Origin of the sequence: Aliihoeflea sp. 40Bstr573, assembly GCF_024105655.1 — a bacterium.
GTDB lineage: Bacteria > Pseudomonadota > Alphaproteobacteria > Rhizobiales > Rhizobiaceae > Aliihoeflea.
In genome coordinates, this window is the sequence record NZ_JAAAMH010000003.1 from 77,886 (window position 1) to 97,137 (window position 19,252).

19 protein-coding genes are annotated in these 19,252 nt (G+C 64.2%); 17 read left to right on the plus strand and 2 right to left on the minus strand.

All coding sequences use genetic code 11. The annotated features are described in order from the left end of the window. The first annotated feature begins 9 nt into the window (after positions 1-9). Genes GTK01_RS05545 through GTK01_RS05560 form a run of 4 tightly spaced genes read left to right on the plus strand, consistent with a single transcriptional unit; the run spans position 10 to position 4,862 of the window. Complete coding sequence (locus GTK01_RS05545; protein WP_252924868.1) at positions 10-1,116, plus strand: substrate-binding domain-containing protein; 1,107 nt, start codon at positions 10-12, stop codon at positions 1,114-1,116. Next, complete coding sequence (locus GTK01_RS05550) at positions 1,113-2,657, plus strand: ATP-binding cassette domain-containing protein (RefSeq protein ID WP_252924869.1); 1,545 nt, start codon at positions 1,113-1,115, stop codon at positions 2,655-2,657. Before GTK01_RS05545 ends, GTK01_RS05550 begins: the two co-directional genes overlap by 4 nt. Further along, a complete protein-coding gene (locus tag GTK01_RS05555; protein ID WP_252924870.1) occupies positions 2,650-3,612 on the plus strand; it encodes an ABC transporter permease in 963 nt (320 codons plus the stop codon). Before GTK01_RS05550 ends, GTK01_RS05555 begins: the two co-directional genes overlap by 8 nt. Then, positions 3,609-4,862: a Zn-dependent hydrolase gene (locus GTK01_RS05560; RefSeq protein WP_252924871.1), complete on the plus strand. Its 1,254-nt coding sequence runs from the start codon at positions 3,609-3,611 to the stop codon at positions 4,860-4,862. The genes GTK01_RS05555 and GTK01_RS05560 overlap by 4 nt, the downstream gene beginning before the upstream one ends. Before the next feature lie 20 nt (positions 4,863-4,882). On the opposite strand, the gene GTK01_RS05565 is transcribed toward GTK01_RS05560, so the two are convergent. After that, positions 4,883-5,794, minus strand: coding sequence for a LysR family transcriptional regulator (locus tag GTK01_RS05565; RefSeq protein ID WP_252924872.1), 912 nt, complete (start codon positions 5,792-5,794; stop codon positions 4,883-4,885). A 153-nt stretch (positions 5,795-5,947) separates the two neighbouring features. Between GTK01_RS05565 and GTK01_RS05570 the strand changes: the two genes are divergently transcribed. From GTK01_RS05570 to GTK01_RS05590, 5 genes are read left to right on the plus strand one after another with little or no spacing between them, the layout of a single operon-like run. After that, positions 5,948-6,727, plus strand: coding sequence for a 5-oxoprolinase subunit PxpA (locus GTK01_RS05570; RefSeq protein WP_252924873.1), 780 nt, complete (start codon positions 5,948-5,950; stop codon positions 6,725-6,727). Between the two features lie 12 nt (positions 6,728-6,739). Then, positions 6,740-6,982, plus strand: coding sequence for an acetyl-CoA carboxylase (locus GTK01_RS05575; RefSeq protein ID WP_252924874.1), 243 nt, complete (start codon positions 6,740-6,742; stop codon positions 6,980-6,982). 4 nt (positions 6,983-6,986) lie between these two features. After that, positions 6,987-8,375 carry an acetyl-CoA carboxylase biotin carboxylase subunit gene (locus GTK01_RS05580; RefSeq protein WP_252924875.1) on the plus strand — a complete coding sequence of 463 codons (1,389 nt, stop codon included), beginning with the start codon at positions 6,987-6,989 and terminating at the stop codon, positions 8,373-8,375. After that, on the plus strand, positions 8,372-9,247 hold the full coding sequence (locus GTK01_RS05585; protein ID WP_252924876.1) for an allophanate hydrolase subunit 1: 876 nt from the start codon (positions 8,372-8,374) through the stop codon (positions 9,245-9,247). Before GTK01_RS05580 ends, GTK01_RS05585 begins: the two co-directional genes overlap by 4 nt. Further along, positions 9,237-10,208, plus strand: a complete 972-nt coding sequence (locus GTK01_RS05590; RefSeq protein ID WP_252924877.1) for a biotin-dependent carboxyltransferase family protein — start codon at positions 9,237-9,239, stop codon at positions 10,206-10,208. Before GTK01_RS05585 ends, GTK01_RS05590 begins: the two co-directional genes overlap by 11 nt. On the opposite strand, the gene GTK01_RS05595 is transcribed toward GTK01_RS05590, so the two are convergent. Next, positions 10,205-11,203: a GntR family transcriptional regulator gene (locus GTK01_RS05595; protein ID WP_252924878.1), complete on the minus strand. Its 999-nt coding sequence runs from the start codon at positions 11,201-11,203 to the stop codon at positions 10,205-10,207. The two genes, GTK01_RS05590 and GTK01_RS05595, sit on opposite strands and share 4 nt — an antisense overlap. Before the next feature lie 325 nt (positions 11,204-11,528). On the opposite strand from GTK01_RS05595, the gene GTK01_RS05600 reads away from it, so the two are divergent. The 8 genes from GTK01_RS05600 to GTK01_RS05635 all read left to right on the plus strand — a co-directional run bounded on the left by GTK01_RS05600 (position 11,529) and on the right by GTK01_RS05635 (position 19,247). Beyond that, positions 11,529-12,602, plus strand: coding sequence for an ABC transporter ATP-binding protein (locus GTK01_RS05600; RefSeq protein WP_252924879.1), 1,074 nt, complete (start codon positions 11,529-11,531; stop codon positions 12,600-12,602). Further along, positions 12,602-13,531, plus strand: coding sequence for an ABC transporter permease (locus tag GTK01_RS05605; RefSeq protein ID WP_252924880.1), 930 nt, complete (start codon positions 12,602-12,604; stop codon positions 13,529-13,531). The genes GTK01_RS05600 and GTK01_RS05605 overlap by 1 nt, the downstream gene beginning before the upstream one ends. Before the next feature lie 4 nt (positions 13,532-13,535). Beyond that, the gene (locus tag GTK01_RS05610) at positions 13,536-14,381 is read left to right on the plus strand and encodes an ABC transporter permease (protein ID WP_252924881.1); all 846 of its coding nucleotides are present in this window, start codon (positions 13,536-13,538) and stop codon (positions 14,379-14,381) included. Further along, a complete protein-coding gene (locus GTK01_RS05615) occupies positions 14,378-15,115 on the plus strand; it encodes a glucose 1-dehydrogenase (protein WP_252924882.1) in 738 nt (245 codons plus the stop codon). Before GTK01_RS05610 ends, GTK01_RS05615 begins: the two co-directional genes overlap by 4 nt. A 19-nt stretch (positions 15,116-15,134) precedes the next feature. After that, complete coding sequence (locus GTK01_RS05620; RefSeq protein ID WP_252924883.1) at positions 15,135-15,905, plus strand: SDR family NAD(P)-dependent oxidoreductase; 771 nt, start codon at positions 15,135-15,137, stop codon at positions 15,903-15,905. A 47-nt stretch (positions 15,906-15,952) separates the two neighbouring features. Beyond that, positions 15,953-17,164 (plus strand): PotD/PotF family extracellular solute-binding protein, encoded by a 1,212-nt coding sequence (locus tag GTK01_RS05625; RefSeq protein WP_371924276.1) that lies wholly within the window; start codon positions 15,953-15,955, stop codon positions 17,162-17,164. A 73-nt stretch (positions 17,165-17,237) separates the two neighbouring features. Continuing rightward, positions 17,238-18,329, plus strand: a complete 1,092-nt coding sequence (locus tag GTK01_RS05630) for an ABC transporter ATP-binding protein (RefSeq protein WP_252924885.1) — start codon at positions 17,238-17,240, stop codon at positions 18,327-18,329. 36 nt (positions 18,330-18,365) lie between these two features. Continuing rightward, complete coding sequence (locus GTK01_RS05635) at positions 18,366-19,247, plus strand: polysaccharide deacetylase (RefSeq protein WP_252924886.1); 882 nt, start codon at positions 18,366-18,368, stop codon at positions 19,245-19,247. Positions 19,248-19,252: the final 5 nt, after the last annotated feature.

Here is a 19,252-nt window from a genome sequence, read left to right on the forward strand (position 1 = left end):
GAGAACCTGATGAAAAAAAATATTGAATTGCTGGGCGTTGCATCGCTGTTCGTGTTGGCGGCAGTCCTGCCGTCGGCCGCGCAGGAGGGCTTGGAACAAGCACGCCAGAACATCGAGACCTATTCGGGCATTCCCGAATTCACGGCGCCGGGCGAGCCGTTCGATGCCAAGGCCTGCATGGCTGGCAAGAAGATCTTCACGATCCCTGCCTCCAGCTCTATCCCCTTCGTCAAAACGATCAGCGAACACAAGGGCGAGCTGGCGGCCGAGCTTGGTTTCGAGCACATGGAGTGGGAAAACCAAGGCAACCCGACCCAGTGGATCCAGGGCATCGAGCACGCCACCAACAATGGCTTTGATCTCGTCAGCCTCTTGGCAGGCGCCGATCCGCGCTTCTTCGAGCCACAGGTGGCCCAGGCCCAGGCAGCCGGCGTCAAGGTCGTCACCTCGCATCTGACGGGCCTCGAGCAGGAACCGCCAGCCGGAGTGGACGCCGCGACCGCCATCGACTACCGCAAGGCAGGCGAACTGATGGCCGACTGGACCATTGCGCAGACCGAAGGCAAGACGAACGCGCTTGTGCTGGTCTCCAACGAGGCGCTGTCCACGGACTCCATCGTAAGCGGCCTGACCGAAGCGTTCGAAACTCGCTGCCCGGACTGCGAGTACGAGATCGTCAACGTGCCGATCACGGACTGGGCCACCCGCATCCAGCCGACCGTCGCCGGCGCGCTGCAGGCCAATGCCGATCTCAACTACGTCATCCCGATCTATGACAGCATGTCGAGCTTCGTCACGCCCGCCATCGCCATCGCCGGACGCGGCGAGAGCGTGAAGGTTGCCACCTTCAATGGCACGCCCTTCGTGCTTGACCTGATCCGCGCGGGGGATGTCGAGATGGACATCGGCGAGAACCTCGACTGGATCGCCCATGCCATGCTCGACGCCGAGATGCGCCTTCTGTGCGATCTCGAGCCGATCCGCGATTCCAAGGTGCCGCTGCGCATCTTCAGTGCGGCCAACATCGAGGAAGTGGGCAATCCGGCCGACGCGGCCCTGGGTTATGGCGATGCCTATGTCGAGGGCTTCCGCAAGCTGTGGATGGTTTCGGAGTGAACCTCGCCGGCCACCCAAGGCTGACAATCAGGGGACTGACCAAGTCCTTCGGAGGGGTCCACGCGCTGTCGCGCGCGGACCTCACCGTCATGCCCGGCGAGATCCATGGTCTGCTGGGCAAGAACGGCTCGGGTAAGTCCACGCTGATCAAAATCCTGAGTGGCTACCACAGGCCGGACGAGGGAAGCCTCGAGATCGACGGCAAGCCCGTCGCGCTGCCTATCCCGCTGGGACGCAGCGAGGCCATCGGCCTTTCCTTCGTCCATCAGAATCTCGGCCTCCTGCCTGAGGCAAGCGTCCTTGAAAACCTGATCGCGGGCGACCACGAGCGGGTGCGGCCCTGGTTCATTGACTGGGGCAGCGAGGCGCAGCGCGCGCGCGCGCTGTTTGAATCCTATCGCCTCGACCTTGATCCGGACGCGACGGTGGGAGATCTGTCGCCGGTCAAGCAGGCACAGCTGGCCATCGTGCGCGCGGCCGACCGCGTCAGCGCCCACAAAGCCCACGCCTCTCCGGGCCTTCTCGTCCTCGACGAACCGACTCCGTTCCTTCCGATCGAGGATGTGCGCGAGCTTTTTGCCATGATGCGCGACCTGGTCGCTAAGGGCGTCAGCATCGTCTTCGTTTCCCATGACATCGACGAGGTCATGGAAATTACCGATCGCGCGACGGTGCTGCGCGATGGCCACGTCATTGGCACCTTCGATACACGGACCACCGACCGCAACGACATCGTGGCGGCGATCGTCGGTCGTTCACTGACCCAGGAGCGGCGCGTGGACGCGCCTCCTGCCGCCGCCGCGCCGCTGGCGCGTGTCAGCGCACTCAAAGGCCGCGTGCTGGGGGGATTCGACCTTGAGCTGCGTCCCGGCGAGATCGTGGGCCTGACCGGTCTCATCGGCTCGGGCTACGACGAGGTGCCCTACCTTCTTTCTGCTGCAAGGCCTGTGGCGGGCGGGCGGCTGGATATCGGCGGCGAAACGCTCGACCTTTCCTCCACCGCTCCCGCCGAAGCGATCGCGCGAGGTATCGCGTTCATTCCCGCCGACCGGCAGAAGCAGGGGCTGGCGCTCGACCTGACGCTGACCGAAAACGCCATGCTGCCAAAGTGCCCCTCGGGGGTCGCGGGCCTGTTTCTCAACCATCGGCGCCGCGAGACTGCGACGGGCGGACTGATCCGCGACTTCTTCGTCAAGGCTGTCTCGCCGCGCCAGTTCGGCTCAGAGCTTTCGGGCGGCAACCAGCAGAAGTTGCTGCTGGGCAAGTGGCTGCAGCTGTCGCCGCGCCTCATCCTGCTCGACGAGCCGACGCAGGGCATCGATGTGGGTGCCCGCCAGGAAATCTACGACCGGCTGCGCGAAGCCTGCCGGGGCGGGGCCGCGGTGATCTGTGCCAGTTCCGAATTCGAGCAGCTGGCAATGATCGCCCACCGCGTCCTCGTCTTCGAACGCGGGCGCGTCAAGGCGCAGCTTGAAGGCGACGCGATCAACAAGTCCTCGATCGAACTTGCCTGCTACGGGGAGACCAGAATTCATGCGTGAAAAAAGCATCGGCTACCAGTTCGAGCGCTTCGGCCTCGTCCTCGTGTGGGTCGCGGTCATCGCGATCTTCGCGCTGATGCGGCCCGATACCTTCCTGACCTGGTCGAACTTTTCGAGCATCTTCGGCTCCGAAGCGGTGCTGGTGATCGTTACCCTGGGTCTGATCATTCCGCTGACCGCGGGCGATTTCGATCTGTCCATCGCCCAGACGCTGACCTTCGTGTCGATGCTGACTGCGATCTTGAGTGCGCGCGTGGGCCTGCCGATCGAGGCCATCGTGCCGATCGCCCTGCTTGCCGGCGCTGCCATTGGCGTCGTCAATGGGTCGATTACGCTGTTCTTCCGCGTCCATTCGCTGATCGTCACCCTCGGCGTTGGCACATTCCTGCACGGCATAACGCTGTGGATGAGCGACAGCCAGACGATCAGCGGTGTCGAGCGCACGCTCATGAACTGGGTCATCATTCATCGCATGTTCGGCATTCCGATCAGCTTCTACTATGCCATCGCGCTTGCGCTGATCATCTGGTACGCGCTTGCCTACACGACCTTCGGCCAGCAGCTCCTGTTCACCGGGCGCGGGCGCGAGGTCGGCCGGTTGACGGGCGTAGCCGTTGGCCGGGTGCGCATGACCGCCTTCATCGCCTCCGGCGTGATGGGCGCGATCGCAGGCATCCTCTACACGGGCACCACCGGATCGGCCAATCCCAACTCGGGAACCAGCCTGCTTCTGCCCGCCTTTGCCGCCGCTTTTCTCGGCGCCACCTGCATCAAGCCTGGCCGGTTCAATGCATGGGGCTCCGTCGTGGCGGTCTATTTCCTGGTCACCGGAATCAACGGCCTGTCGGTCCTGGGCTTTCGAACCTATGTCCACGACCTTTTCTACGGCGGCGCACTCGTCCTTGCGGTGATGGTGTCGCAACTGGTCAGCGGGCGAAAAGAGAGAACACTTTGAACGACATATCCGCACTCAGACACAACCGGCTCGCCATCAACGAGGAGCGGCTGTGGTCGCGCCACATGGAAATGGCCCGCATCGGCGCGATCGCCGGCGATGGAAATCGGCGGCTTGCCATGTCGGCCGAAGATGGCGAGGCGCGCGCGCTGCTCGCCGGCTGGTGCGAAGAGGCCGGGCTTTCGATGCAGGTCGACAGGGCCGGCAACATGTTCGCCGCGCGGGCAGGGCGTTCGGGGACGCGCGCGCCCATCGCCTCCGGCAGCCATCTCGACACACAGCCTCACGGCGGCCGCTTCGACGGCATTTCGGGCGTGCTTGCCGCGCTCGAGGTGATGGAGACGCTGAACGACAATGAAATTGTCACCGACGCGCCGCTGGCGCTCGTCAACTGGACCAACGAGGAGGGCGTGCGCTATTCGCCGGGCCTTCTCGGCTCGGCATGGTATGCCGGGCTGTTCGGCGACGATGATCTTGCCGGCCTTCGCTCCATCGACGGCGTCCTTTTTGACGACGAGGCGCGCGCGCGCGGCTGGCTTGGCGCGCCGGGCGGGAAGTTCGCCATGTCGGCCTTTCTGGAGCTCCATATCGAGCAGGGTCCGATCCTCGAGAACGAGGGCCACCAGGTCGGCATTGTGACCTCGGTACAGGGCCTTTCCTGGCTCGACGTCAAGGTGCACGGCACCGACGCACATGCCGGGACCACGCCCCTCGCCATGCGCGAAGATGCGCTTTTGGCCTGCGCGAAGATGCTGGTCGAACTCAATCGAATTGGGCTTGCCTGCGGGGAGGCTGCACGCGTCAGCGTTGGCCGCCTGACGAGCGCCACCGACGGCCCCAGCACGGTCGTGGGCGAAGCGGCCTTCGTCATCGATATCCGCCATCCCGATCCCGCTACCTTGGACAGCCTCAAGCAGCAGTGCAGCGAGGCATGCCGGGAGATCGCCGAAGGCGCGCGCTGCCGCATCGAGGTTGCCGAGCGCATCTTCGTCCCGCCGACCGACTTTTCCCCCGAGTGCCTCGCCGCGCTCGAAGACAGCGCACTGGCGCGAGGCTTGCGCCATCGCCGCATCACCAGCGGCGCGTTGCACGACGCGGCGAATGTCGCGAAGGTCGTGCCGACTGCCATGGTCTTCGTGCCGTGCCGGGACGGCATCAGCCACAATGTGCGCGAATACGCGTCCCCCCAAGACCTTGCCGCCGGCACGAACGTCCTCTTGGATGCGATGGTGGCGCTCGCCGGTCATTGACGGCACGCCACCATCGCGTTTCAGCGAGGGGGCGTGATCGGTCGGTTGAATGCCTGCTGGAAATAGGTGCGCAATGCGCGCATCGGCTCGGAGAACTTGGCGTCGCGGTGCCAGGCGAGGCCGACATTCATGGGCGGCATCGGGTCGGAAAGCACCATGGTCTCCAGCCGCTCGCCTTCCAGAGACCAGGGCCGGTAGACCATGTCGGACAGGATCGCGACGCCTTCGCCGCCCGCCACCATCGACCGCACCGCCTCGACCGACGAGGTTCTGAGCATCACGCGCGGACGGTAGAGCGACTGGCTCCAGTATTTCATCGATGTCTGCGCAGCCTCGTCCACCGTCAGCATGATGTAGGGCTCCACGGCCACCTGCTGCAGCCCGACATCGGCATGCGACAGGAAACGATGGCGCGAGGACAGCCATAGCCGGCGCGGCGAACTCATCATCGTCTCCGTGGCGATGGAGGGATTGGTGATGTTCGAGGTGAGGGCCAGCGCGATGTCGTAGCGCCCCGCCGTCAGCCCCTCCTCGATCGCCTCGCGATTGAGTTCGAACAGATGGATGTCGAGCCCCGGATAGGAGCGCTTCAAGCGCTGGATGTGGTGAGGGAGGAAATAACCCATCACCGTATAGGTCGCAGCGATGGTCAGCTTTCCTTCCACCGCGTTCGAGGGCAGGTTGAGATTGCTGGCGTCCTGAACCTTGCGCAGGATTTCGTAGGCATGGAACAGAAACTCCCGCCCCGACGCCGTTAGATCCATTCCAAGCGGTGTGCGATTGAAAAGGTCGAGGCCGACATGGCGCTCCAGATCTCGGATCGCCGTCGTCACGGCCGATTGCGAGATCGACAGCGCGATCGCCGCCTGTGAGATCTGGCCGAGTTCGGCCGTAGCGACGAAGTAGCGTATCTGGCGAAGGCTGAACGACATGCGGTCTCCGTTCCTGCAGGTTGGGGTATCGGAATAATTGAAGATGACGCTTCGGAAAATAGAATTTCCCAACTGAAGACGCAGACGCTAGCCTTTTGAAGGAACAGGGACCGGTAGACTCTCAACGGGCGCCGCGATCCAAGGGAGAGCCGGATGGCGCTGTCGGCGGTCGACATCAATTGCGACATGGGCGAGGGCTACGGCCCCTGGCAGCTTGGCGACACGTCGGATGATACCCTGATGGGTCTCATCAGCTCGGCCAACATCGCCGCCGGCTTTCACGCGGGCGACCCCAATCTCATCGACCGGACCGTCCGCCTCGCAGCCGAGCACGGCGTCGGCGTCGGCGCGCATCCAGGCTACCGCGACCTTCAGGGCTTTGGCCGTCGCCGCATCGACGGCAGCGCGTCCGAACTCGTCAACGACATCATCTACCAGGTCGGCGCGGTGAAGGAATTCGCCAAGCGCCACGGCGTGCGGCTCCAGCACGTCAAGCCGCACGGCGCACTTTACATGGAGCTTGCCGGCAACGACGAGCTCTCCGAAGCCTTCATCGCCTACATGCGCAAGGTTGAGCCGGACACGCCGATCTTTTGCATGGGCATGTCGCGCACCTACGAGCTGGCCCGACAGGCCGGGCAACCCGTGGCGCGCGAATTCTTTGCCGACCGCGACTATGGCGACGACGGCGCGATCGTCTTCACCCGCCGCGTCGGCCGGCTCGATCCCGAGGCGATCGCCGCGAAGGTCGTCAAGGCCTGCCGGACGGGCAAGGTGACGACGGTCACCGGCAATGAAGTCGACATCGCATTCGAGACCGTCTGCTTCCATTCCGATACCCCCGGTTCAGCCGACATCGCGCGCACGCTTCGTTCGCGACTTACCGAGGCAGGCATCAAGATCGTGCCGCTTTCCCAACTCATCAACCGATAGCAGGGACATTTCATGAGCAAGCTGGAGATCAAGGCGCCGATGCCGGGCACGTTCTATCGCAAGCCGTCGCCCGACAGCGCGCCCTTCAAGGCGGATGGCGACGATGTCGCGGCCGGAGACGTCGTCGGGCTGATCGAGGTGATGAAGAGCTTCCACGAGGTCAAGGCGGAGGCCGCCGGCAAGGCGATCCGCTTCCTGCTCGATGATTCCGATGCGATCATGGCCGGCCAGACCATTGCCGAGATCGACGGCTGACGGCATGGCAATCCGCTCCCTCCTGATTGCCAATCGCGGCGAGATCGCCGTTCGTATCGTGCATGCCGCGCAGTCGCTCGGCATCCGCGCGGTGCAGGCGCACAGCGCCGCGGACGCGGATTCGCTCGCCGTGCGCATGGCCGACGATAGCGTACTGATCGGTCCTCCACCGGCGGCGAAGTCCTACCTCAACATCGAAGCGATCATCGCGGCAGCGAAGGAAAAGGGCGTCGATGCCATCCATCCCGGATATGGCTTTCTTGCCGAGAATGCCGATTTCGCCCATGCCGTGGTCGATGCCGGCATGATCTTCGTCGGTCCCGATGCCGCTGCGATCCGGCTTCTCGGCGACAAGGTCGCAGCGCGCAAGGTGGCGAAGGAAGCGGGCGTGCCGACGGTTCCAGGCAGCGACGGCCGCATCGCCGACATGAGCGAAGCACGCGCGCTGGTCGAGGAGATCGGCTTTCCGGTCATGATCAAGGCGGCGGCGGGCGGCGGCGGGCGCGGCATTCGCATCGTCGACAGCTTTGCCGAGTTCGAGAAGCAGTTTCCGCAGGCGGCGTCCGAAGCCGCCGCCGCCTTCGGCGATGGCGGGCTCTACATAGAAAAGGTCATCACCAAGGCGCGCCATATCGAGGTCCAGATTCTTGGCGATGGCACGGACGTCATCCATTGTTTCGAGCGCGAATGCTCGCTGCAGCGCCGCCGCCAGAAGGTCTGGGAAGAAGCGCCCGCCTTCGGCCTTTCGGCGGATATCCGCGAGAAGCTGACGGAAAGCGCCGTCGCCCTTGGCCGGCAGGTCGGCTACAAGGGGGCGGGAACGGTCGAATATCTCTACGATGGCGACACGCACGACTTCTATTTCATCGAGGTCAACACCCGCATCCAGGTCGAGCATCCCGTCACCGAGATGATCACCGGCATCGACCTCGTCGCCGAGATGATCAAGATTGCCGGCGGGGCTCCGCTCTCGATCCGGCAGGGGGACGTCGCAATCGACGGCCACGCCATCGAATGCCGCATCAATGCCGAGGATCCGGCGGCGAACTTCATGCCCAACCCGGGCACGGTCGACGAGTTTGCCGTTCCTGAAGGCGAGGGAATCCGGTTCGATACGATGCTCTACGAGGGCTACGCCGTTCCACCCTTTTACGATTCCCTGCTCGGAAAGATGATCGTCCACGCGCCCGACCGCGCCGCTGCCATCGCGCGGATGGAAGACGCGTTGGCGAAGCTCAAGATCGGCGGCATCAAGACGACCGTGCCGCTGCACGCCGCTCTTGCCCAGAACGCTGACGTGCGCGCCGGCCGGTTCGACACGAAATGGCTCGAGCCGTGGCTCGCCGGCAATCCCCTGCGACCCGAAACGACCAAAGCGGAGCACGCTCAATGAAGACACGCTACACATTCGGCGGCGACGAGCATCTGTTCGTCGAGGTGGACGAGGAGATGTCCCTCGACGCCTTCTTCAAGAGCCTGTCGATGACACGCATCATCGCCGAGCGGAAGATCGCCGGCGTCACCGAAATCTGCCCGGCGAACGCGTCCTTCCAGGTCAAGTTCGACCCCGACATCGTCGCGCCCCAGGCGCTGCTCGACGAGGTCAAGTCGATCGAGAGCCTTGCCGAGCATTCCGATCCGGTGATCGAGACGCGGATTATCGAGATCCCGGTCTTCTACCAGGATCCGTGGACGCACGAGACGTTGATGCGCTTTCGCGAGCGCCATCAGGACCCGAATTCGAGCGATCTCGAATATGCCGCGCGCATCAACGGTTACGACAGCGTCGAGGCCTTCATCGGCGCGCATTCGGGCTCGCCCTGGTTCGTGTCGATGGTCGGTTTCGTGGCGGGCCTGCCCTTCATGTACCAGATGGTCGAGCGCGAGCGGCAGATCCAGGTGCCGAAATATCTGCGCCCGCGCACCGATACGCCCAAACTGACCGTGGGCTATGGGGGCTGCTTTTCGTGCATCTATTCGGTGCGCGGTGCGGGCGGCTACCAGATGTTCGGCATCACGCCGATGCCGATCTTCGATCCCGACCAGAAGACGAGCTACCTGTCCGACTTCATGGTCTTCTTCCGGCCGGGCGACATCGTGAAATTCAGGCCGATCGACCGTGCCGAATACGACCGTACGGTGGAAGCTGTTGCCAACAATCAGTTCCTGCCGAAGATCAAGGACGTCAGTTTCGACCTGCGCGCCTTCAACGCCGACATTCGCGGCTATAACGCCAAGCTGGAGGGCATGATTAATGGCGGTTAAGGTCATCAATCCGGGCCTCCTGACCAGCGTTCAGGACCTTGGCCGGCCGGGCTATTTCCATCTCGGCATCCCGACCTCCGGCGCGATGGATTCGTATGCGCTGCGCGCGGCAAACCTTCTCGTCGGCAACGAGGAAGGCGCAGCCGGGCTCGAAGCCGTGTTCGTCGGGCCGAAGCTGGAATTCACGCAGGACAGCGTCGTCGCCGTCACCGGAGCGGAGATGCCGGTGCGCATCGACGGGCAGGAGCATCCCGGCTGGAGCGCCATCCCCATCAAGGCAGGGCAGACGCTCTCATTCGACTATCTCAAGTCCGGCGCGCGGATCTATATCGCGATCGCTGGCGGCATCGATGTGCCCGTTGCGCTCGGCAGCCGCTCGACCTATCCCATCGGCGCGCTCGGCGGCTTCAAGGGCAGGGCGATCGCGGCCGGCGACGAACTGCCGGTGGGAAAGGCGGGCAGGGCGGTAAACGGCGCCAGCGTGCCGGAGAGCCTTCGCCGCAAGTCGCCGATGCCGGTCGAGCTTCGCATCGTGCCCGGCCTCTACGACCATCGCGTCACCAAGGCCTCGCTCGACCGCTTTTTCGAGGAGGAGTGGAAGGTGGCGCCGGAGGCCGACCGCATGGGCTACCGCTTCAAGGGCGGCACGCCGCTCGAATTCGTCGAGCGCGAACAGCCCTTCGGTGCGGGGTCGGACCCGTCCAACATCGTGGACAGTTGCTATCCCTACGGCTCCGTCCAGGTGCCGGGCGGCACCGAGCCGATCATCCTCCACCGCGATGCGGTGTCGGGCGGCGGCTATTTCATGATCGGAACGGTCATCTCGGCCGACATGGACCTGATCGGCCAGTTGCAGCCCAACACGCCCTCACGCTTCCGGCGCGTGACGATGGAGGAGGCGATGCAAGCGCGCCACGAGGAGGCTGCGAGGCTGGACAAGCTGCGCGCCCATCTGGGCTAGGCGGGTATCAGATAGGGCGCGATATGGCCGGGCTGCGGCAGCACGGCGACGAGCTTGAGTTGCGCGATCGTGCGGTCGCGCGACTTCGACAGATGGCTTTCGAGCATTTCGGCTGCCGAGGCGGTCGAACCGACGATGATGAGCTCTCCGATCATCCGGATCTCGCGGATCGCGAGCGCATCGCCGAAGAGCCCGAGGCCGAAGAGGGCGTTCTGCGATGCCTGCAGCGTCTTCATGTTGGCCGAGATGAGTTGGCGCAAATCCTCGTTGGGAGTGGACAGGATGGCCATATCGACGAATTCATTGACGAGGCTGAACCAGGTGTTCGGGTGGACGAGCCGCCCTTCCGCCTCGGCCTCGGCCATCGACCGGCAGATGCGCTCCAGCGCGATCCGGTCGATGAAGGGGGCGGCCGAGCGCAGTGCAGCCACCTCGAGAATGATGCGCAACTCGAACTTGTTCTTGATCGACTGCGCCGTCAGCGGCGCGACGAGCCAGCGCGAGGTCGAACTCTTGGTGACCAGGCCGCGCTCCTGCAGCCGCCCCAGCACGTCGCGGATGACGGTGCGGCTGACGGCAAAATGGGCTGCCAGCTCGCTTTCCACGATGCGGAACTGGCCGAAGACGAGGCAGGCCGACACGTCGGCCTCGACCTGGTCGTGAATCCGCTTCCAGTTCGGCCGGTTGAGGGTTTCGTCATGTGCCTCGTCGACGATCAGCGGGATGGATTTGAGATCGCTGCGGATCGGTGCCGTGTCGTCGTCGGGCGGCCCGACGACATAGCCGCGTCCGTCGAAGCGGCGGATGGCGCCTTCCTCCTCGAGCAGGCCCAGCGCGCGCTTGACCGAGCTGCGCGAGATTTTCAGCCGCTCGGCAAGCGGCCCTTCGAGCAGCACCTGACCCCGGTCGAGCCGGCCGGTCTTGATGTTCACACGGATGGTGTCTGCGGCCGTCAGGAACAACGGTGCGCGGCCCGGCGCCTTGGGGGGAATCATCTCGCTCCGGCTCATTTCGATACGCACCGCTTTTGGAGGCAGTTGCGACCCGGTTCAATCGGGAAATTTGGCTGATGTTATTTAATAACGTACACGAAGATCATTTTTTGAGCGGCTTCCGCTCATCTGTTGAGCAGTCTGCAAATCACCAGCGCAGCCTGTCCTGTGCGCTTGATCGTCAAGGAAGATACGACTTCAGGCGGTAAGGCGCAGGCAAACGTCAGATGTCGAAAAAACTCGATATCGGCTCTTGCGGGAGCAAATGTAGATGTGTTTGTATACATAATCAATTTAGAAAGCGTGGGAACGCTCGGGGAGTTTGCCGATGCTGGCACTGAATTCGGTATCGCGGCGATACGGCGATACGGTCGCGCTCGACCGGCTGAGCGTCGCTGTGCCCGCCGACAGCTACGTCTCGGTCCTCGGCGCGAGCGGCAGCGGCAAGACGACGCTTCTGCGCATTATCGCCGGCTTCGAGGAGCCGGATGCGGGCACCGTCACGCTCGACGACAAGCGGCTCGACGGCGTTCCCCCGCACCGCCGCGACATCGGCTTCGTCTTCCAGAATTTCGCGCTATTCCCGCACTTGAGCGTCGGCGACAACATCGCCTACGGACTTCTCTACCGTGAACATGCACCCGTCACCGACGCCGCCGAGATCGCGCAGCGCGTCAATGACATCATCCGCCTCGTTGGGCTCGAAGGTCTCGCCTCGCGCAAGGTGTCCGCCATTTCCGGCGGCCAGCGCCAGCGCGTGGCGCTTGCCCGCACGCTCGTTACCGAGCCGCGCATCGTCCTCCTCGACGAGCCGCTTGGCGCGCTCGACGCCAATCTGCGCGAGCGCATGTGCGACGAACTGCGCGACATCAGACAGCGCCTCAAGGTTACCTTCCTGCATGTCACGGGCAGCGAAACCGAGGCGCTGTTGATGGGCGACATCGTCGCGGTTCTTTCGCGCGGTACGATCGCCCAGTTCGCGCCCGCGGCGACCCTCTTCGCCGAACCGCGAAGCGCCGACGTCGCCCGCCATCTCAACGCCTACAACATTCTCTCCGGTACGATGGAAAGTGGTCGCTTCCGTTCGCCCGCCGCCGCGTTTCCGCTGCCCGCGCCATCGTCGGCGCGCGACGGAACGCCGGTCGAGGTCGCGCTGCGGTTCGACCGCATCAACGTGCGCCCGGCGTCCAGTGGCGGCGACGCCGCACTTCGCGCGCGGTTCATCACCAGCGAGTTCACCGGCTCGAGCGTCCTCTCCTTCTTCCGCATGGAGGATGGCCAACTCGTCCAGGTCGTCTCGCACCTGTCCGGTCCGATGCCCGAAACCTACGCCAAGGGCGAGGTCTACAGCCTCGCCTTCGATCCGGCCGAGACCGTTCCGTTCTTCGAAAGGGCCGCCTGATGGAGATTGCCGAAAACGGGCGCGCCGCGTCCGGCATTGCCGAGAGCCAGGGCAGTTCGTCGCCGGCCGAGAAACGCAGGCGCGAGGAGCGCCGCCGCGCGCTCTTCCTCGTCACGCCGGGCATCGCCTGGATGACGCTGTTCATGGTGCTGCCGCTCCTGATGGTCGTCTATGTCTCCTTCTGGACTCAGACGACATTCACCGTCGAGCCGACGCTGACCATCGAGAGCTGGCAGCGCTTCCTGTCGAGCTCGACCTATCTGTCGGCCACATGGACCACGGTGCGCATCTGGGCGATCGTGCTCGTCTCGACGCTGCTCATCGGCTATCCGGTCGCGCTCTTCATCGGCCTTTTCGTGCGCAACCAGACGCTGCAGACGGCACTGCTCGTCATCTGCGTCATCCCGTTCTGGACCTCGTTCCTGATCCGCGTCATCGCATGGCGGCCGATGCTGGGCACCGAGGGTGCGATCAACATGATCCTGATCAATTTCGGCATCATCGACACGCCGCTGACGACCCTGCTCTTTTCCGAGTTCGCCGTGCTCGTCGGGATGACGCAGATCTACTGCGTCTTCATGGTCGGACCGATCACCTTCATGCTGTCGCGCATCGATCCGTCCATCATCGAGGCGGCGCGCGATCTCGGCGCCGGCTTCGGCCGGATCTTCTTCAAGATCATCCTTCCACTGTCACTGCCCGGGGTCGTCGTCGGCGCGATCTTCGTCTCGGTCATGGTGCTGGGCGAGTTCGCCACCGCCGCCTCGCTTTCGGGCCGCAAGGTCAATCTCCTCGGCAACATCATCGTCAGCCAGGTCGGCTCTCTCAAGTGGGCCTTCGCCTCGGTCGCCGGCGTCATCTTGACCATCATCATCGCCATCGTGATCACGGTCATGCTGCGCGTGGTCAATCTCAGGAAGGAGATGTAGGCCGATGGAATCGCGCGTCCTCAAGCCCGTCCTTGCCGTCTACTGCGCCGCCTTCATCCTGTTCCTCTACGGCCCGATGATCGTGCTCGCGATTCTCTCCTTCCAGGGTGCGGGCGGCGGCCCCCAGTTCCCGATCATCGAATGGTCGACATACTGGTACCGGCACCTTCTCGGCCTGACGCCGCCCGGCCGCATCACGCAGCTTCCCATCGGCGACAGCCTCGTGCGCTCGCTCACGCTCGCCTTCATGACGACGGTCGTCTCGACGGTGCTCGGCGTGATGACGGCTCAAGGTTTCCGCACCCGCTTCAAGGGCTCGGGCGTCGTCTTCTACCTCGTCATCCTCGGCATGATCGTGCCGGGCGTGCTCGTGGGCCTCGGCATGGCGCTCTTCTCCAACATGGCCGGCATTGCGCGCGCCTGGTGGGGCACGGCCTTCGTGCTCCACGTCGTCTACACGTTCCCCTTCGCCTTCCTCGTCATGCTGGCGATCTTCAACCGCTTCGACCGGAGCGTCGAGGAAGCATCTCTGTCGCTCGGCGTCTCGCCGGCGCAGACCTTCCGGCGCGTGACGTTCCCGATGATCTTCCCTGGCGTGCTTTCGGCGATGCTGTTCTCGTTCACGCTGTCCTATGACGAGTTCTCGCGCACGCTCTTCACCTCGGGCCGCGAACTGACGCTGCCGCTCACCATCTACGGCACGTTCTCGGTCGAGATCTATCCAAACATCTTCGCCTTCGGCGTCTTGACGACGCTGTTCTCCTTCACCCTTCTGGCGATCTACGCCTTCCTGATGCTGCGCGCCGTGCGCAAGGGCCAGGCCTTCAAGGGTCAGGAGGCAGAGGCGTGAGCGCGAAGACCGCACTCGTCACCGGCGCCGGATCGGGCATCGGCGCGGGCATTGCAACGCGGCTCGCCGCCGAGGGCTATCGGGTCGCCGTCAATGACCTGAAGCCGGAGGCCTGCGCGAGGACCGTCGATGCGATCGCGAAGGCCGGGGGCACGGCCGAAGCATTTCCCGCCGACATATCCGATCCGGCAGCCGTGACGGCGCTCGTCGCCGACGTTGCGGCCAAGCTTGGGCCGGTCGCGCTTCTCGTCAACAATGCCGGTCACGGCCACCAGGCCGCGTTTCTCGACATCTCGCTTGCCGAATTCGAGCGCATGTTCGCCGTCCACGTGCGCGGCACGTTCCTGATGTGCCAGGCGGTGCTGCCGTCGATGCTTGCAGCGGGCGAGGGGGTCATCGTCAATGTCGCCTCGCAGCTCGGCCAGATCGGCGGTGTGGAACTCGTCCACTACGCCGGCGCCAAGGGCGCGATCATCGCCATGACCAAGTCGCTCGCCCGGGAGGTCGCCAGGAAAGGCGTACGCGTCAACGCGATCGCGCCCGGCCCCATCAACACGCCGCTGGTCGAGGCGCTGTCGGACGACTGGAAGAAGGCGAAGGCCGCCGAACTCCCGCTCGGTCGCTTCGGCGAGACGCATGAGGTCGCGGGAGCCGTCGCCTTTCTCGCTTCGCCCGACGGTGCGCTCTTCGTCGGCCAGACGCTCGGGCCGAATTCCGGCGACGTGATGCTCTGAGAGCCAGGAAAGAGATCTCATGACCAAACCAGCCACCCCTCGAAACGTCCTCGTCACCGGAGGTGGCATCGGCATCGGCCGTGCAGCCGCGCTCGCCTTCGCGCGGACGGGCGATCATGTCGTGGTGACGGACGTTCTCGAGAAGGAAGGCCAGGCGGTCGCGGACGAGATCAAGACGGCAGGCGGTTCGGCCGAGTTCGCCCGGCTCAACGTGCGTTCGACCGATGAAGCCGATGCGCTCGTCGCGCGCATCGATGCCGAACGCGGCGGGCTCGACGTCATCGTCGCCAATGCCGGCATCGCGCACCGCGTGCCGCTGGCTGAGCTGACCGACGAGAAGTGGGACGAAACCTTCGATATCGACCTCAAGGGCATGCTCCGCGTCATCCGCCCGGCGCTGCCGTCGATGCGCGCGAAGAAGGCCGGCGCGATCGTCTGCCTCTCCTCGATCATGGGCGTCGCCTATGGCTGGGACGAGCACGTCCACTACTCTGCCGCAAAGTCCGGCGTCGTCGGGCTGGTGCGGGGCCTTGCCGTCGAACTCGCCGGCGCCGGCATCCGCGTCAACGGGGTGGCGCCCGGCTACATCCGCACCGCGCAGCTCCTATCGGAAAAGCACTCGCTCGGGCCGGAGGGTGCGGACAAGGCCGCCGCCTTCATTCCGATGGGCCGGCTCGGCGAGCCGGACGATATCGCCGACGTCATCCATTTCCTCGCTTCCTCCGCGGCACGCTACCTGACGGGTCAGGTGATCGCGGTTGATGGAGGCCTCCTCGTGGGGCGCTACTGAAAATGGGCAATCATAACCAAGGGAACAGTCACATGAGAAAGCATCCAATGTTGAACAGACGCACGATGCTGAAGGGGGGCGCGGGGGCGATGGCGCTTGCGATGGGCGGCTTTACCCCCTTCATCCGCCAACAGGCCTATGCGCAGTCGCTCGCCGATCAGCAGCTGCGAACGATCGGCCTTTCGGTCACCGTGCAGGACCGCATCCTTGACGCCTTCAAGCAGGAAAGCGGCGTCGGCTCGGCCTCGGGCACCGCCTCGACCTTCCCCGACGCGCAGACCCGCATCCTGTCGGGCGCAGGCGACTATGATTGCTGGGAAGTGATCGCCGAGCGCCTTCCCGCCGTCATCGCGACCAACAATGTCGAGCCGATCCCGGTCTCCGAGATCCCCAACTGGAACTCGATCCGCGACACCTTCACGACCGAGAACGACAAGTGGGAGCGCAAGGCGCAGATCGTCGGCCAGATCTGGGCGGATGAAGAGCAGACCGAACTCTACATGGTCCCGGCGGTCTATAACTTCGATTCCATCGGCTACAATCCCGAAGTCGTCAGCGACGAGGAAGCCAATAGCTGGACCGCGCTCTTCGACGACAAGTGGAAGGGCAAGTCGGGCCTCAACGTCGATCCGCTGATCGCTTTCGGCCAGGCCATCATCGCGCTCAACACGCTTGGCGAGCTCGAAGCCAAGAACCCTGGCAATCCGACCATCGAGGAAATCGACGAGGCGACCGCCTTCCTGATCTCCAAGAAGAAGGGTGGCCAGTTCCGTGCCCTTTGGGGCGATTTCGGCGAACTCGTCAACCTGATGGCATCGGGCGAAATGGTGGTCTCCGACGCCTGGCAGCCCGCCGTCATGGCGGTGAAGGCGCAGGGCCGCCCCGCGAAATACGCGACGCCGAAGGAAGGCACGCGCGGCTGGACCATCGGCCCCTCGCTCATCGCCGGCTCCCCCAACCGCGAGGCCGTCATCGCCTATGCGAATTTCTGGCTCTCGGGCCCGCCGGCCATTGCCGTTACGGAACAGGGCTATTACTCGCCCTCGACCAACATCAAGGAAGCGATGGACCCCGACAAGTATGCCTTCTGGTACGAGGGCAAGCCCTGGGTCGGCGCTGCCGAACGCGGCATCAACGAGGGCGACCTGCGCGACGGCGGCTCGCTCGAGGAGCGCTCGGCCAACGTCGCCTACTGGCACCAGTGGCCGGACGAATACGACTACCTGATCCAGCGCTGGGACGAATTCCTCAACGCCTGATTTCGCATCCCCGCGCGCCGGCACGTCCGGCGCGCGGGACCTCGCTCCCCTTTAGTCGCATCGGATCTTCGCCATGTACGATCTCGAACTAAATCGCGTCGGCAAGACCTATTCGGATGGCACGGTCGCGGTCGCCGATTTCGATCTTCGTGTCGGCAAGGGCGAGTTCGTCGCCTTTCTCGGACCGTCGGGCTGCGGCAAGTCGACGACGCTGCGCATGATCGCCGGCTTCGAGGACATCACCAATGGCGACATCCTGATCAAGGGCAAGAACATCTCGTCGGTCCCGCCGGAGCGGCGCCCGACCTCGATGATCTTCCAGAACTACGCGCTTTTCCCGCACATGACGGTTCGCCAGAACATCGGCTTCGGCCTGGACGTCAAGGCGCTGACGACGGCGGAGAAGACCGCCAAGGTCGACCGCATCATGGACATGTTCGGCCTCACGCAGTTCGCCGACCGCAAAGCCGACAAGCTGTCAGGCGGCCAGCGCCAGCGCATTGCGCTCGCCCGCGGCCTCGTCGTCGAACCCGACATACTTCTTCTGGACGAGCCGCTCGGCGCGCTCGACGCCAATCTGCGCCGCGTCATCCAGAACGAGCTGAAGCTCCTGCAAAGGGAGCTCGACATCACCTTCGTCTTCGTCACCCATGCGCAGTCGGAAGCGCTTGGCCTGTCCGACCGCATCGTCGTGATGAATCGCGGCCGGGTCGAGCAGATCGGCGCGCCGCACGAGGTCTATGCCAATCCGAAGACCGAATTCGTCGCCCGCTTCATCGGCTCAAATGCCATCATCGAGGGCCAAAATCTTACCATCGCGGACGGAATAGGCGCCGTCGATACCGCCTTCGGACGCATGCGCGGTCGGCCTGCCGAAACCGTTCGTCCGGGCGAGGGCGTCCTGGTCGCGATCCCGGCCGAGGCGATGCGTATTTCAAGGCGGAGCTCCGCCGACGTGCTGCCGGGGGAAAACCGGCTCAATGGCACGATCGCGATGCGCCATGCGGTCGGAAGCGTCCAGCATTTCCAGATCGACCTCGACGGCCGCCAACGCGTCGACGTCGAAACCAGCACCGACAATCGCGACCTGATGCAGCTTGCCGTCGGCGATGCCGTCACGATCGATTGCCCGTCGGAGAACGTCACCCTGGTCGCCAGGGGATGAGCGCACAACACTGTTCCAATCAAAGGGAGATCGGCAATGGCTAAGGAAATTCTGGTCGGGTTCGGCATCGACGTCGATGCCGTGGCGGGGTGGCTCGGCTCTTATGGCGGCGAGGATTCGCCCGACGACATCTCGCGCGGCATGTTTGCGGGCGAGGTCGGCTCGCCGCGCCTTTTGAAGATGTTCGAGCGCTGGGGCATCAAGACGACCTGGTTCATTCCGGGCCACTCGGCCGAGACCTTCTGGGACCAGATGAAGGCGGTGGCGGATGGCGGCCACGAGATCGGCATCCACGGCTACAGCCACGAAAACCCGATCGCGATGACACCCGAGCAGGAGGAGCAGGTTCTCGATAAATGCATCGATCTGATCACCAAGCTCTCCGGCCAGCGGCCGACCGGCTATGTCGCGCCGTGGTGGGAGTTCTCCAACGTCACCAACGAACTGCTCTTGAAGAAGGGCATCAAGTACGATCACTCGCTGATGCACAACGATTTCACACCCTACTATGTGCGCGTCGGCGACAAGTGGACCAAGATCGACTATTCCGCCAAGCCGTCCGACTGGATGCAGCCGCTGACGCGCGGCGAGGAAACCGACCTGATCGAGATACCGGCCAACTGGTATCTCGACGATCTGCCGCCGATGATGTTCATCAAGAAGGCGCCCAACAGCCACGGTTTCGTCAATCCGCGGCACATTGAGGAGATGTGGCGCGACCAGTTCGACTGGGTCTATCGCGAGATGGACTACGCCGTCTTTCCGATCACCATCCATCCGGACGTGTCGGGTCGGCCGCAGGTTCTGTTGATGCTGGAGCGTCTCTACGAATACATCAAGGGCCACGAAGGCGTACGCTTCGTGACCATGAACGAGATGGCCGACGATTTCGCCAAGCGCCATCCGCGCAAGAAATAGTCGCG

What these genes read in the sequence shown, in the direction of transcription:
- GTK01_RS05545 (WP_252924868.1), top strand. Translation starts at nt 10, where the DNA reads ATGAAAAAAAATATTGAATTGCTGGGCGTTGCATCGCTGTTCGTGTTG.
- GTK01_RS05555 (WP_252924870.1), top strand. Translation starts at nt 2,650, where the DNA reads ATGCGTGAAAAAAGCATCGGCTACCAGTTCGAGCGCTTCGGCCTCGTC.
- GTK01_RS05565 (WP_252924872.1), bottom strand. Translation starts at nt 5,794, where the DNA reads ATGTCGTTCAGCCTTCGCCAGATACGCTACTTCGTCGCTACGGCCGAA.
- GTK01_RS05570 (WP_252924873.1), top strand. Translation starts at nt 5,948, where the DNA reads ATGGCGCTGTCGGCGGTCGACATCAATTGCGACATGGGCGAGGGCTAC.
- GTK01_RS05575 (WP_252924874.1), top strand. Translation starts at nt 6,740, where the DNA reads ATGAGCAAGCTGGAGATCAAGGCGCCGATGCCGGGCACGTTCTATCGC.
- GTK01_RS05580 (WP_252924875.1), top strand. Translation starts at nt 6,987, where the DNA reads ATGGCAATCCGCTCCCTCCTGATTGCCAATCGCGGCGAGATCGCCGTT.
- GTK01_RS05585 (WP_252924876.1), top strand. Translation starts at nt 8,372, where the DNA reads ATGAAGACACGCTACACATTCGGCGGCGACGAGCATCTGTTCGTCGAG.
- GTK01_RS05590 (WP_252924877.1), top strand. Translation starts at nt 9,237, where the DNA reads ATGGCGGTTAAGGTCATCAATCCGGGCCTCCTGACCAGCGTTCAGGAC.
- GTK01_RS05595 (WP_252924878.1), bottom strand. Translation starts at nt 11,203, where the DNA reads ATGATTCCCCCCAAGGCGCCGGGCCGCGCACCGTTGTTCCTGACGGCC.
- GTK01_RS05600 (WP_252924879.1), top strand. Translation starts at nt 11,529, where the DNA reads ATGCTGGCACTGAATTCGGTATCGCGGCGATACGGCGATACGGTCGCG.
- GTK01_RS05605 (WP_252924880.1), top strand. Translation starts at nt 12,602, where the DNA reads ATGGAGATTGCCGAAAACGGGCGCGCCGCGTCCGGCATTGCCGAGAGC.
- GTK01_RS05610 (WP_252924881.1), top strand. Translation starts at nt 13,536, where the DNA reads ATGGAATCGCGCGTCCTCAAGCCCGTCCTTGCCGTCTACTGCGCCGCC.
- GTK01_RS05620 (WP_252924883.1), top strand. Translation starts at nt 15,135, where the DNA reads ATGACCAAACCAGCCACCCCTCGAAACGTCCTCGTCACCGGAGGTGGC.
- GTK01_RS05625 (WP_371924276.1), top strand. Translation starts at nt 15,953, where the DNA reads ATGTTGAACAGACGCACGATGCTGAAGGGGGGCGCGGGGGCGATGGCG.
- GTK01_RS05630 (WP_252924885.1), top strand. Translation starts at nt 17,238, where the DNA reads ATGTACGATCTCGAACTAAATCGCGTCGGCAAGACCTATTCGGATGGC.
- GTK01_RS05635 (WP_252924886.1), top strand. Translation starts at nt 18,366, where the DNA reads ATGGCTAAGGAAATTCTGGTCGGGTTCGGCATCGACGTCGATGCCGTG.